The sequence below is a fragment of the Mesorhizobium sp. WSM4832 genome, assembly GCF_055811115.1.
The window spans coordinates 322,959-335,696 of the sequence record NZ_JBVVQH010000001.1; the positions used below are offsets into that span (position 1 = coordinate 322,959).

A 12,738-nucleotide genomic window follows, 5' to 3' on the forward strand; every position below is an offset into this window, starting at 1 on the left:
GCCGGCACTTCGGGAGGCCCGGGGAAGGCCTGATTGTCTGGAAGGCCCAATTGTCTGGAAGGCAAAGCGTGATCCGTTACGCGAAACCCACCACGGTCGACGAGGCGCTCGCTTTGCTTGGCGAGGATCGCTGGCGCATTCTCGCCGGCGGCACGGATTTCTATCCAGCGCAGGGCGCGAGACCTTTCCGCGAAAACATCCTCGACATCAACGGTCTCGCCGCGCTGCGCGGTATTGCCGAGACCGGCGAGCATTGGCGGATCGGCGCCCGCGCCACCTGGACCGATATCGTGCGCCACCCACTGCCGGCGGCGTTCGACGCCCTGAAGGCGGCCGCGCGCGAAGTCGGCTCGGTCCAGATCCAGAATGTCGCATCAATTGCCGGCAATCTCTGCAATGCCTCGCCCGCCGCCGACGGCGTGCCGGGACTGCTGGCGCTCGACGCCGATGTCGAACTGCGCTCGGTGAACGCCACCCGCCATCTGCCGCTCGGCGCGTTCGTCCTCGGTAATCGCCGCACCGCGCTGCAGCCAGGTGAGATGGTCACCGCCATTCGCGTGCCGAAGTCTTCCGCGGTCGGCGCCTCGGCTTTCGTCAAGCTCGGCGCCCGGCGCTATCTTGTCATCTCGATCGCCATGGCCGCGGCGCGGCTCGTGATCGAGGATGGCATGATCGCCGATGCGGCGATCGCCGTCGGGTCCTGCTCGGCGGTCGCCCGCCGTCTCGCCGGCGTCGAGGCGGCGTTGCGCGGCCAACCCATCACGGCTGCACTTGCCGATGCCGTGCTGTCGGCGCCGATCGATGAATTGTCGCCGATCGCCGATGTGCGCGGCAGCGCCGAGTATCGGCAGGATGCGGCGCGCGAGATCGTCGCCCGCGCGGTGCGCGCCGCCGCTGGCCCCGGCGAAGCCAAGGTGGCGGCATGAGCATGGTCCAATCAGGCATGGCCCAGTCCGGAATGGAACGCGCCGACATAGCCTTCGAGGTCAACGGCGCAAGCGTCAGGGTCTCGGTGCCGCCGGTGCGGCGGTTGTCGCAGGTTTTGCGCGACGAGTTGCGGCTGACCGGCACCAAGGTCGGCTGCGATGCGGGCGATTGCGGCGCCTGCACGGTGCTCATCGACGGCGATCCGGTCTGCGCTTGCCTGATGCCGGCAGCCTCGGTGGCGGGCGCTTCCGTCACCACCGTCGAAGGCCTCGGCAACGGCCGGCTCTCCGCCTTGCAGGCATCGTTCCTCGAGCATGGCGCGGCGCAATGCGGCATCTGCACGCCGGGCCTGCTGGTGGCGGCCACCGCGCTTTTGGAGGACAACCCCACGCCGAGCGAAGCCGAGACGCAGGATGCGCTGGGCGGCGTGCTCTGCCGCTGCACCGGCTACAGGAAGATCGTCGCGGCGGTGATGCAGGCCTCACAGCACATGAATGGCGTCGACCATCGCCTGCCGAAGGCCGGCCATGCCGTTGGCGCCTCGCCAATCCGCCTCGACGGCGTGCCGAAAGTCACGGGCGACGAGAAGTTCGGCGGTGACTCCTTCCCGGCCGATGCGCTTTCGGTACTGGTGGTCCGCTCGCCGCACCACCATGCCCGTTTCAGCTTCGGCGATCTCGGCGCCTGGATGAAAGCGCACCCCGGCATCGCCGGTGTCTTCACCGCTTCCGATATTCCCGGCAAGAATTGTTTTGGCGTTATCGGCCCCTTTGCCGACCAGCCGGCCTTGGCCGAGGATTTCGCTCGCTTGCGTGGCGAGGCGGTGGCGCTGGTGGCGGGCGAACGCGAAGCCATCCTCGATCTCGACCTGATGGATTTTCCGGTCACCTGGACCGAGCTGCCGCATATGCTGCAGCCCGCCGAGGCGAAAGCCGACGGCGCAGCGCTGATCCATCAGCATCGCCCGGCCAACCTGCTCACCTCCGGCTATGTCGAGCGCGGCGATCCCGACGACGCGCTGGCTGGCGCCGCTGTCACCGCATCCGGCGCCATTGAGACGTCCTTCGTCGAGCACGCCTATATCGAGCCGGAAGCCGGCTATGCTTACATGGACGGCGATACTCTGGTCGTCGTCGCCTGCACCCAGGCTCCCTACATGGACCGCGACGACACCGCTAAGGTGCTCGGCCTGCCGGTCGAAAAGGTGCGCATCGTGCCGACCGCCACCGGCGGCGGGTTCGGCTCGAAACTCGATGTCTCGCTGCAGCCTCTCATCGGCCTCGTGGCGATGAAGACGGGCCGACCGGCAGCACTTGCCTACACGCGCAATGAATCGATGATGTCGACCACCAAGCGTCACCCGGCCGAGATGAAGGCGACCATCGGCGCCGATGCCGAGGGCCGTGTCACAGGCATGGTCTTCGAGGGCGATTTCAACACCGGCGCCTATGCCAGCTGGGGGCCGACGGTCGCGAACCGCGTGCCGGTGCATGCCTCAGGCCCCTATCTGACACCGAACTACCGGGCGACCGGCTACGCCATCCACACCAACGGCCCGATCGCCGGCGCCTTCCGCGGCTTCGGCGTGCCGCAGGCCACCATCATGCAGGAAACGCTCTATGACGAGCTCGCCGGCAGGCTCGGCATGGATCGGCTCGACTTCCGCCTTAAGAACTGCCTTCGGAACGGGTCCGAAACGGTCACCGGCCAGTGCCTGGAGTCCGGCGTCGGCATCGCCGAATGCCTGGAGCAGCTTCAGCCGCACTGGTCGCGTGCGCTGGCCGAGGCTGAAGCCTTCAACGCCACCAGCGTGGCAAGCAAGCGCGGGGTCGGCATCGCCTCCTGCTGGTATGGCTGCGGCAACACCTCGCTGCCCAATCCTTCGACCATCAAGGTCGGCATCTCGGCCTCGGGGGACGTCGTCCTGCACCAGGGCGCGGTCGATATCGGCCAGGGCTCCAACACCGTCATCACGCAGATCTGCGCCGACGCGCTCGGCCTGCCGCTGGAAAGATTCCGGCTGAAAAGCGCCGACACTGCCATCACGCCCGACGCCGGCAAGACATCCGCCTCGCGGCAGACCTTTGTCACCGGCAAGGCCGCCGAGAAGGCCGGCCGCGCGCTGCGTGAAGAAATCCTGCGCTTCGCCAATGTCTCCGGTCAGGCGACGATTGCGCTCGAAGGATCAAGCCTCGCAATTCGTGAAGGCGATGCGGCTCGGCGCATTGATCTCGCGGCGCTGAAGGCCGATGCCGACGGCCTGGTCTTCGTCGCCGAAGAAACCTACGACCCGCCGACGTTGCCGCTCGACGCCAAGGGCCAGGGCAAGCCTTACGCCGTCTATGGCTATGGCGCCCAGATCGCCGAGCTCGAGGTCGATCTCAAGCTCGGCACCGTCAAGCTGATCAAGATCACCGCCGCGCATGACGTCGGCAAGGCGATCAACCCGCTGCTGGTCGAGGGCCAGATCGAGGGCGGCATCGCGCAAGGCATCGGCATGGCGCTGATGGAGGAATACATCCCCGGCCGCACCGAGAACCTGCACGACTATCTGATCCCGACCATCGGCGACGTGCCGCCGGTCGAGCATATCTTGGTCGAGGTCCCGGATCCGGAAGGGCCGTTCGGCGCCAAGGGCCTGGGCGAGCACGTGCTGATCCCGACCGCGCCGGCGATCCTCAATGCCATCCGCCATGCCACCGGCGTCCTGGTCGCCAAGGTGCCGGCGACGCCGGGCCGCATCCTGGCGGCGATCCGTGAAAAGGAGGCGCGTCGATGAGCGAGCTTGCCGAACGTTTCGAAACCCATGATCCCGGCGAGAAGCAGGTCGCGGAAAAGATCCGCTGCGATGCCTGCCCGGTCATGTGCTACATCGCCGACGGCCGCACCGGCGCCTGCGACCGCTACGGCAATGTCGGCGGCCGCATCGTGCGCATGGACCCGCTGACCATCCTCGACCACGCGGCCGAGACCGATGGCGCCGTCGTGCCGTTCATTGCCGAAGGCGAAGCCTGGAATGGCGAGTTGGTCAACACCGGGCGCCGCTTCGTCACCGCTATCGGCGCCGGCACTACCTATCCCGACTACAAGCCGGCGCCCTTCATCGTCAGCCAGGAGGTCGAGGGCGTCGATCTCGTCACCGTCGTCACCGAGGGCATCTTCTCCTATTGCGGCGTCAAGGTGAAGATCGACACCGACCGCCATATCGGCGACGAGACGGCGATCGTGCGCTCGCAAGGCGAGGCGATCGGCCACGTCACGACGGGCGAATACGGCTCGCAGATGCTGTCGCTCGGCGGCGTCCATCACCTGACCGGCGGCTCGAAGGCCGAGGGACGCGCCACCTGCGACGCGCTGCTCAATCTATGCAACCGGAAGCCGGTCGAGCTCGCCATTGACGGCGGCGCGACGGTCACCGTCGAGGCCGGCAAGGCGCCGGTCATCGACGGCAAGGTCGAGCATCGCATGCGCGTCGGCTGCGGCTCAGCCACCATCGGCATGTTCGCCACGCAGTGGCGCGGCCTTGTCGACGAGGTGGTGGTGGTCGACGACCACATCACCGGTGTCGTCTCCGAGCATCAGGCCGGCAAGGTGCTGGGCTGGCAGGATACCGGCATCAAGATCATCGGCCGCCGCTCGACGCCCGGCCGCTATTTCAAGGTGTCGGAACCCGGCCTCGGCTGGGGCGGCACCACGATCTCCGATCCTCTGTCGATCCTCGGCGACTGGAACGCCAAGAAGGGCGCGCGTCCCGGCTTGTCGCTGCTCATGGTTTCGACAACCGGCGAGCAGTTCGCCTATTACGAGTTGGACGACCAGTTGAAGCCGATCGAAAAACCGTTTCCGGAGCGGCTGCAGAAATCGGTCGGCCTGATCGAGGACAATTGCGAGCCGGCATTGTGCACCGTGCTGTTCGTCGGCGGCGCCGGCGGCTCGCTGCGCGCCGGCGTCACCGAAAACCCGGTCAACCTGACGCGCTCGGTGCAGGGCCTGAGAACCTATGTGACGGTCGGCGGCGCGCCGGTCTATGTCTGGCCGGGCGGCGGCATCACGCTGATGGTCGACGTCACCCGCGTGCCGGAAGGCGCCTTCGGCTATGTGCCGACGCCGGCGCTGGTGGCGCCGATAGAATTCACCATGCGCCGCGACGACTATGTCCGGCTCGGCGGCTATGAGAACGAGATCCGAAGCGTCGAGGATATCCTCGCCAAAGGCGGCGAGTATCTCAACCCGCGCCGCGGCACGGGAGCGCCGGTCAACAACCCCTGGCCGCCATTGGCGCAGTTGCGTCGCGCAGCGGCGAATGGTGCCGGGTGATGAACGGCCCGCAGGCGCATTGGCTGGCCGACGGCAGGCGGCTCCATCTCAATCATGGGCCGATTGACCTCATTGCAGAGACGTTTGGTTCTGAAGACGAACGTCGCGGAGCATACGAGCAGGCGGTTGCGCGCTTTCAGACGATCCTGATTGAGCTGGTCGAAGAGCTTCCCGAATTGCGCCTGCCGGCCTTCTTCCTGGCGGCGCGCGACTTCGCAGGCCCGACCGCGCGCCGCATGGAGGCAGCCGTCATGCCGTTGGCGGAATGCTTTATCACGCCGATGGCCGCCGTTGCCGGTTCGGTAGCCGACGAAATTCTTGGCGCAATGCTCGCCGGCCGCCGGCTCGACCGCGCCTACGTCAACAATGGCGGCGATTGCGCTCTCCATCTTGGCATCGGCCAGTCGATGACAGTGGCGATCGCCGGCACCGGGAATGGCATGGCCGACCGCGTCGCCATCCGCGCCGAGGACGGCGTGCGCGGCGTTGCCACCAGCGGTTGGCGCGGCCGATCGTTTTCGCTGGGCATCGCCGATGCCGTTACCGTTCTTGCGCGCACCGGCGCCGAGGCCGACGCGGCGGCAACGCTGATTGCCAATGCCGTCGACCTGCCCGGCCATCCCGCCATCACGCGCGTTTCGGCGCGCGACCTGTCGCCTGACAGCGATCTGGGTGAGCAACTGGTGACGCAAAACGTCGGCGCGCTTGCACCCGGCGAGGTTGCGCGGGCGCTGGACAACGGCCTTGCCGTCGCCGAAGATTTTCGCCGGCGCGGCCTGATTGCCGCCTCGGCGCTGTTTCTTGCGGGCGAAGCCCGCATCAGTGGTTCGGTGACGCTCGCCGCGCCCAACAAGCATGCCCAGGAGGAATTTGCCCATGCCTGACTTTCCGATCCGCAAGGTCGCGGTGCTGACCGAGGAGATCTTCCACGATGGAGGTCCCGTGGCCAGGCAGCCGCGCCTGCGCGCCGCCGCTCTCGCCGTGGTCAAGAATCCCTTTGCCGGCCGCTATGTCGAGGATTTGCAGGGCGCGATGGAGGATCTGAAGCCGCTCGGGCTTCTGCTCTCGGACAGGCTGATCGCAGTGCTCGGCGGCGACGTGAAGAAGATCGACGGCTACGGCAAGGGCGCCATCGTCGGCTCCGCCGGCGAGCTGGAACATGGCGCGCTGTGGCATGTGCCGGGCGGCTACGCCATGCGCGAACGCCTCGGCGACGCCAAGGCGATCGTTCCGTCGGCCAAGAAGGTCGGCGCCTTCGGGTCAAAGCTCGACGTGCCGCTCGGCCACATCAACGCCGCCTATGTGCGCAGCCATTTCGACGCCATGGAAGTCGGCATCAGCGACGGCCCGCGTCCCGACGAAATCCTGTTCTGCCTCGCTATGACCTGCGGCCCGCGCGTCCACAACCGCATGGGCGGCCTGGCGGCCGAGGACATCAAGGCATGGGACGGTTTGCGATGAGCGGCGAGGACAATCTGCTCAAGCTCGTCGAGGCCGAAGAGCCTGACGATCATGATTACCGCTTGCAGAACCAGGTTGGCTTCATCCTGCGCAAGGCGCATCAGCGCCATGTCTCGATCTTCGCCTCGCACATCGGCGACCTGACGCCGCCGCAATTCGCCGCCTTGGCCAAGCTCTACGACATCGGCGAAACCTCGCAGAACCAGTTGGGAACGTTGATCGCCATGGATGCCGCCACGGTGAAGGGCGTCATCGACCGCTTGAAGGCGCGCGGGCTGGTCGAGGTTTCCAAGCACGAGGTCGACAAAAGGCGGCTGCTGGTCAACCTGACGCCGCAAGGCCGTGCGGCCATCGAGCGGCTGATCCCGCTTGCCCGCGCCATCACCGAAGAAACCCTGGCGCCGCTGACGGCAAAGGAATCCGCGACTTTCCTGCGGCTGCTGGCGAAGCTTGCCTAGAGCAATTTCAGGAAAAGTGTGAGCGGTTTTCCGTCCGGAATTGCGTAAAAACAAAGAGATAGAGCGGTTCGCCGTTTCCGTGAAACGCTCTAGAGCGATTGCTGCCGGCAAACGCCGCGCGGGCTTGTGTCTGTCGGTCAGGTAGCGGGCGAGGGGTACAATGCGTCCGTCGTCGAGCCGGAAGCGGCAAGCTTGCCGTCGCTGATGCTTACGGTACGTTGCCAGATCACGGCGACGACGAGCATCGCAATATAGCCATCAACAGCATAGTGCCAGCCGGTATACACGGAGCCAAAGAGGATGACGATCGCAAATGCCCAGCCCGCAATCCCGACCCAGCGGTTGAGACGCCCAAGATAAAAGGCGTTTAGCGTGGCGATCGCCACATGCATGCTGGGCATGGCGGAAATCCCGGAACCAAGCGCCGGCTTGTCGGCCTTGTACACGCTAAGAAGGTAGTTGGAATAAGACAGCACATGCTCGTTGTAGGAGTGCTGCTTCAATACTTCCAGAAGTTCCGAGTAGCGCTCGCCTCCCAGGAACTCATCATAGAAGATTGGGCCGACCGAGGAAAACAGCGTCGCCAAGACGGTTCCCACCAACACAACGACCAGGGCCATCGCGGTGAGATATCGCAGATGCACCGGCTGATTGGCGAATAGCGCTGCAAAACACGCTAAGCCGAACCACTCTAAAAACCAGAGCTTGGCATAGGTCACCGCCACGACCATCGCCAAAATATCGGAATCGAATGCGTGGGCGATTCGCCATGGCGCTTGACCGTGCAGCAATTCGCCGATGTCGGCAAAGGCTTTGTCGCAGTAAAAGGGAACGATGTCAGGTATGTTCACCTTGTAGACGGTGAATGCGGCAAGCAACAGGATGAACACGGTCACGACTATCGCCGCGCGCAGCCCGTTGGTGCGGATTGAAGTTGCGATGAATGTGAGCGGAGCCTTGGGTGAGATGATCATGGCCGCCGGGATCATCATGACCAGAAAGGCGGGTAGCCCGAAGACGAAGAGCCGCTGCAGATGCATTTCCATCATCGCAGCGTATGCCGATGGCCAGATCAGTGCCGCTCCGGAAATATAGACCAGGCAGAGCGCAAGCAGTTTTTGCGGGACATTGCCGATTCTCAGGAGGCTCGCCTGCCGACCGTGGTCGCGCCACGCCTGGTCAGGCAAATTTGCATCATCGAGTGCATTGCAGGATAAGTCCATGAGCGCCCCCAAAACGCCGCCGCGACTTCTATCTATAGTTGTCGGCTTAATATACCGTTATCGGATTAACTCGCGTTTGAGGTGTCGAGAAAACAATTTAGCAATACGAAATACAAGGAACTATACTTAAAAGACGGCCGGTGGGGGAATAATAGTGCCGAACATCTCCCTGGCCTGTTCGGGCGTATAGTAGCCGAGCCTGACATCCTCCGCGACCAGCTTGGGATCGCGATCGCGGGGATCGCCATAGCCGCCACCGCCGGGCGTGCCGACCCGCACGCGGTCGCCGGCCTTGAGCGCGATGTCTTGTTCCTTAGACAGATGCGGTGGCACATGCGCCTCGCCGCCCCGGAACACGGTTACGGTGTTGGGAGCACCGTCCTTGCCGCCGAGCGCGCCCTGCGGCCCGAAGCGGCCGTGATCCATGACGAAGGACGCACGGGCTTCACCGCGCAGGATCTCGACTTCATAGGCAAGGCCGAAGCCGCCGCGGTGCTTGCCGGCGCCGCCGGAGCCTTCGCGCAGCGCATAGTGCCGGTAGAGCACCGGAAAGGCTTGTTCCATGATCTCGACCGGCGGCGATTTCGAAATGCCGATGGTCGAGCAGCCATTGCTCAAGCCGTCATGGCCGGCATTGCCGCCATAGCCGCCGCCGGAAATCTGGTACATGACATAGTCGCGGCCGCGCGCCGGATCGTTGCCGCCGAGCGCGAAATTGCCGCTGGAGCCGGCCGGCGCCGCCGTCACCTTCTCGGGCAGCGCCTGCACCATGGCGGCGAACACCGCTTCGGCAATGCGCTGAGAAACCTCCGCCGCGCAGCCCGACACCGGGCGCGGATATTTCGCGTCGAGGAATGTGCCTTCCGGGCGCTTGACATTCAGCGGCTCGAAGGCGCCGGCGCTGATCGGCACTTCCGGAAAAATATGGCGCATGGCGAGATAGACCGACGACAAGGTCGTCGCCAGCACGCTGTTCATCGGCCCGGCGCATGGCTTCGACGAGCCGGCGAAATCGAAGGTCAGCGTATCGCCCTTCTTCTCGACCGCCAGATTGATGGTCAGCGGCTCGTTCACCACCCCGTCGGAATCGACGAAGGCCTGCGAGCGGTAGACGCCATCCGGTATCGCCGCGATCGAGGCGCGCATCTGCTCGGCGGCGCGACGGCGCAGCTCAGCGATTGCCTCGACGACGGTTTCGTCTCCGTAACGATCGAGGATTTCATTGAGCCGGTCTTGGCCGATCAGCAGTGCCGCCGCCTGCGCGCGGATATCGCCGATACGCTGGTCGGCGACGCGGATGTTGGAGCAGATGATGGCGTAGATCTCCGGATCAAGCACGCCCTTCTTGAACAGTTTGACCGGCGGCAGCCGCAAACCTTCCTGCTCGACGGCAGTGGCCGAAGCGGAAAAGCCGCCCGGCACCGAGCCGCCGATGTCCGGCCAGTGGCCGGTGTTGGACAGCCAGCAGAAGATCTTTCCATCCCGGTAGACCGGCATGGCGAAGCGCACATCCATCAGATGTGTGCCGCCGAGATAGGGGTCGTTGACGATGTAGATGTCGCCTTGTTCAGGCGCGAGGCAGCGGCCGTCGGCGATCATCTCGATCACGGTTTTGGTCGAATATTGCATGACACCGACGAACACCGGCAGGCCCTGGCTGCCTTGCGCGATCAGCGAGCCGTCGACCGCCGAATAGATGCCGTCGGAGCGGTCATTGGCCTCGGCGATGACCGGCGAGAAGGCGGCGCGGGAAAACGTCAAATCCATCTCGTCGCAGACCTGCTGCAGGGCCGCCTGGAGGACGGAGAGCGTGATGGCGTCGAGAGTGATCATCCGCGCGCCTTAAGTTGGACGAAGCGGGCGTTAATTTTGTACGCCGAGAGCTGACATACGGATTCTGACGAAGAGGGACCCCCACCCCTAACCCCTCCCCACAAGGGGGAGAGGGATTCTCGTCGGCGCTGAAAGCGGAAAATCGCTGCGTGTCCATGCCAGGAACTGCTGGCTCGACCAAATCCCCCTCCTCCTTGTGGGGAGGGGCTAGGGGTGGGGGTCCTCTTCGAGGAAAGCCTTATCATAACTGCCCCACCTCTATGATGATGTTGCCGTCCGCGTCCGAGCGCGCGTGGTCGCCGGGTTCGAGCACCGTTGTTGCGTCCATCTGCTCGAGGATCGCCGGACCCTCGATGACGGCGTCGAGCGGCAGCTTTTCGCGGGCGTAGACCGGCGTGTCGTGCCAGCGACCGCTATACCAGACCGGCCGGATTTCGCGCCTGGCCTCCTCGAGTGTTGCCGCGCGGCCTGCCGGGTCGATCAGCCGCGACAGGTCGATTTGCGGCCGCACGCCGGTGACCGAGGTGTTGAGGTTGACGAGGTTGGCGCGGATCTCCGGCAGTTCGACCTTGAAGCGCGCGAAATACGCTTTCTCGAACAGTTGCTGCAGCGTTTCTCGTGAAACCGATGAGGAGGGCAGCGGCACGTTGATGATGTGCGTCTGGCCGACGAACTGCATGTCGGCCGAATGGGTGACGCGGATCGCGTCCGGCTTCACCGCTTCCTTGGCGATCAGCGCCTCGCCTTCGTTACGGTGCCGTATCAACACCTCGCGAAGCGTAGCCTCGTCGAGCCCACCGACCGGCATGTTGATTGTGTTGACGAAGTCGTGGCGCAAATCCGCGACCACGCAGCCGAGAGCGTTGGTGATGCCGGGCCGCGCCGGCACCAGCACCCTGGGCAGGCCGAGCTCGCGCGCCAGCGCTGTCGCATGCAGCGGTCCGGCGCCGCCGAAGGCGAACAGTGCGAAATCGCGCGGGTCGTGGCCGCGCGACACCGAGACCATGCGAATGGCGCCCGCCATCTTCATGTTGCCCAGCCTGAGCACCGCGCCCGCCGCTTCGACACCGGAAAGGCCGGTCCTCGTGCCGATCTTGTCCTCGAAGATCGAGGTCACGCGCTCGACGGTGACCGGGTTGTCGACCGCCAGCAGCTTCTTCGGCGCCAGCCGCCCCAGCACCAGGTTGGCGTCGGTAATGGTCGGCTCGCTGCCGCCACGTCCGTAGCAGATCGGGCCGGGATTGGCGCCGGCGCTCTCCGGGCCGATCTGGATCAGCCCGGCGGCGTCGACCCGGGCGATCGAGCCGCCGCCGGCGCCCACCGTATGCACCGCCACCATCGGCACGTGGATCGGCATCGCATATTCGATCTCGATCTCGTTGGAGACAGCCGGCTCGGCATTGCGGATCAGCGCCACGTCGGTCGAGGTGCCGCCCATGTCATAGGTGACGAGATTGCCGAAGCCGGCGCGCTTTCCGGTATAGGCGGCGGCGATCACGCCGGAGGCCGGGCCGGACATCACCGTCTTTGCCGATTCCAGCGTGACGAAACGCGCCGAGATCATGCCGCCATTGCCGTTCATGATCAGGAAGTCGCGGGCATAGCCCTTGGCGCCGAGTTCCGTGCGCAGCCGCTCGACATAGCGTTCCAGGATCGGCTGCACCGAGGCGTTGACCGCGGCCGTCACGCCGCGCTCGAACTCGCGCGCTTCCGAAAGCAGCGCGTGGCCGGTGGTGATGTGGCCGTTCGGCCAAAGCTCCGCCGCGATTTCCGCCGCGCGCCGCTCATGCGCCGGGTTGGCGTAAGAGTGCAGGAAATGGATGACCAGCGACTCGCAGCCGGCGTCGAGAAGCCGGCTCACCGCGTCGCGCATCTCGGCTTCGTCGAGCGGCACCCGCACGGCGCCGGATGCCTCGACCCGCTCCGAGACTTCGAGCCGCAGATCGCGCGGAATGACCGGCATGAAGGTGCCCGTCATGCCATAGGCCTGCGGCCTTGTGCGCCGTCCAAGCTCGATCACGTCGCGGAAGCCGCGCGTGGTGATCATGCCGGTTCGGGCCAGCCGGCGCTCCAGCACGGCGTTGGTGGTGGTCGTCGTGCCATGCACGATGAGGTCGATGCCGTCGATCGGAAAGCCGGTGGCGCCAAGCGCGGCGACCACGCCAAAGGCCTGGTTTTCGACCGTGGTCGGCGTCTTGGCGATATGCACCTTGCCGCCCGCCTTGCCGTCGATCAGGAGCAGATCGGTAAAGGTTCCGCCGACATCGATACCGGCAACGACGCTTCCCGCCAACGCCGAAAATTTCTCATTCATTGCCGAAACTCGAAATGCCGGGACTACGGATATGCCTTGGTTTGGAAAGGCGTTTTACGCTGCCATCTTGACCTGAATATCATTTGTATACTAATAAATTCGGGACACAAGAGCTTACCGCTTGGCAGTGTGCAGGGAGCACGCCTGAACCTGACGGTTCGGGCGCACAGGAGAAATTTTGGCGCCAGCGTCTCACGTCCGCGCC

At 65.1% G+C, this 12,738-nt stretch carries 9 protein-coding genes; 6 read left to right on the forward strand and 3 right to left on the reverse strand.

Translation table 11 applies throughout. The features are described from left to right. The first annotated feature begins 68 nt into the window (after positions 1-68). From AC0L2L_RS01600 to AC0L2L_RS01625, 6 genes are read left to right on the forward strand one after another with little or no spacing between them, the layout of a single operon-like run. A complete protein-coding gene (locus AC0L2L_RS01600; RefSeq protein ID WP_473575714.1) occupies positions 69-926 on the forward strand; it encodes an FAD binding domain-containing protein in 858 nt (285 codons plus the stop codon). Further along, complete coding sequence (locus AC0L2L_RS01605; RefSeq protein WP_473575716.1) at positions 923-3,706, forward strand: molybdopterin-dependent oxidoreductase; 2,784 nt, start codon at positions 923-925, stop codon at positions 3,704-3,706. The genes AC0L2L_RS01600 and AC0L2L_RS01605 overlap by 4 nt, the downstream gene beginning before the upstream one ends. Continuing rightward, entirely contained in the window at positions 3,703-5,244 is a 1,542-nt protein-coding gene (locus tag AC0L2L_RS01610; protein ID WP_473575718.1) for a 6-hydroxynicotinate reductase, read from the forward strand. Before AC0L2L_RS01605 ends, AC0L2L_RS01610 begins: the two co-directional genes overlap by 4 nt. Further along, positions 5,244-6,128, forward strand: a complete 885-nt coding sequence (locus AC0L2L_RS01615) for a UPF0280 family protein (protein ID WP_473575719.1) — start codon at positions 5,244-5,246, stop codon at positions 6,126-6,128. The genes AC0L2L_RS01610 and AC0L2L_RS01615 overlap by 1 nt, the downstream gene beginning before the upstream one ends. Then, complete coding sequence (locus AC0L2L_RS01620; protein ID WP_473575721.1) at positions 6,121-6,705, forward strand: amino acid synthesis family protein; 585 nt, start codon at positions 6,121-6,123, stop codon at positions 6,703-6,705. The genes AC0L2L_RS01615 and AC0L2L_RS01620 overlap by 8 nt, the downstream gene beginning before the upstream one ends. After that, positions 6,702-7,163 (forward strand): MarR family winged helix-turn-helix transcriptional regulator, encoded by a 462-nt coding sequence (locus AC0L2L_RS01625; RefSeq protein WP_027167099.1) that lies wholly within the window; start codon positions 6,702-6,704, stop codon positions 7,161-7,163. The genes AC0L2L_RS01620 and AC0L2L_RS01625 overlap by 4 nt, the downstream gene beginning before the upstream one ends. 137 nt (positions 7,164-7,300) lie before the next feature. On the opposite strand, the gene AC0L2L_RS01630 is transcribed toward AC0L2L_RS01625, so the two are convergent. The 3 genes from AC0L2L_RS01630 to AC0L2L_RS01640 all read right to left on the reverse strand — a co-directional run bounded on the left by AC0L2L_RS01630 (position 7,301) and on the right by AC0L2L_RS01640 (position 12,533). Continuing rightward, positions 7,301-8,386, reverse strand: a complete 1,086-nt coding sequence (locus tag AC0L2L_RS01630) for a phosphatase PAP2 family protein (protein ID WP_473575723.1) — start codon at positions 8,384-8,386, stop codon at positions 7,301-7,303. 126 nt (positions 8,387-8,512) lie between these two features. Continuing rightward, positions 8,513-10,219, reverse strand: a complete 1,707-nt coding sequence (locus tag AC0L2L_RS01635) for a hydantoinase B/oxoprolinase family protein (protein ID WP_473575724.1) — start codon at positions 10,217-10,219, stop codon at positions 8,513-8,515. Between the two features lie 241 nt (positions 10,220-10,460). Next, positions 10,461-12,533: a hydantoinase/oxoprolinase family protein gene (locus AC0L2L_RS01640; protein WP_473575726.1), complete on the reverse strand. Its 2,073-nt coding sequence runs from the start codon at positions 12,531-12,533 to the stop codon at positions 10,461-10,463. Positions 12,534-12,738: the final 205 nt, after the last annotated feature.

Excerpts from the sequence above, each read along its gene's own strand:
- AC0L2L_RS01640 (WP_473575726.1), bottom strand. The coding sequence starts at position 12,533 with ATGAATGAGAAATTTTCGGCGTTGGCGGGAAGCGTCGTTGCCGGTATC.
- AC0L2L_RS01610 (WP_473575718.1), top strand. The coding sequence starts at position 3,703 with ATGAGCGAGCTTGCCGAACGTTTCGAAACCCATGATCCCGGCGAGAAG.
- AC0L2L_RS01625 (WP_027167099.1), top strand. The coding sequence starts at position 6,702 with ATGAGCGGCGAGGACAATCTGCTCAAGCTCGTCGAGGCCGAAGAGCCT.
- AC0L2L_RS01630 (WP_473575723.1), bottom strand. The coding sequence starts at position 8,386 with ATGGACTTATCCTGCAATGCACTCGATGATGCAAATTTGCCTGACCAG.
- AC0L2L_RS01620 (WP_473575721.1), top strand. The coding sequence starts at position 6,121 with ATGCCTGACTTTCCGATCCGCAAGGTCGCGGTGCTGACCGAGGAGATC.
- AC0L2L_RS01605 (WP_473575716.1), top strand. The coding sequence starts at position 923 with ATGAGCATGGTCCAATCAGGCATGGCCCAGTCCGGAATGGAACGCGCC.
- AC0L2L_RS01635 (WP_473575724.1), bottom strand. The coding sequence starts at position 10,219 with ATGATCACTCTCGACGCCATCACGCTCTCCGTCCTCCAGGCGGCCCTG.
- AC0L2L_RS01615 (WP_473575719.1), top strand. The coding sequence starts at position 5,244 with ATGAACGGCCCGCAGGCGCATTGGCTGGCCGACGGCAGGCGGCTCCAT.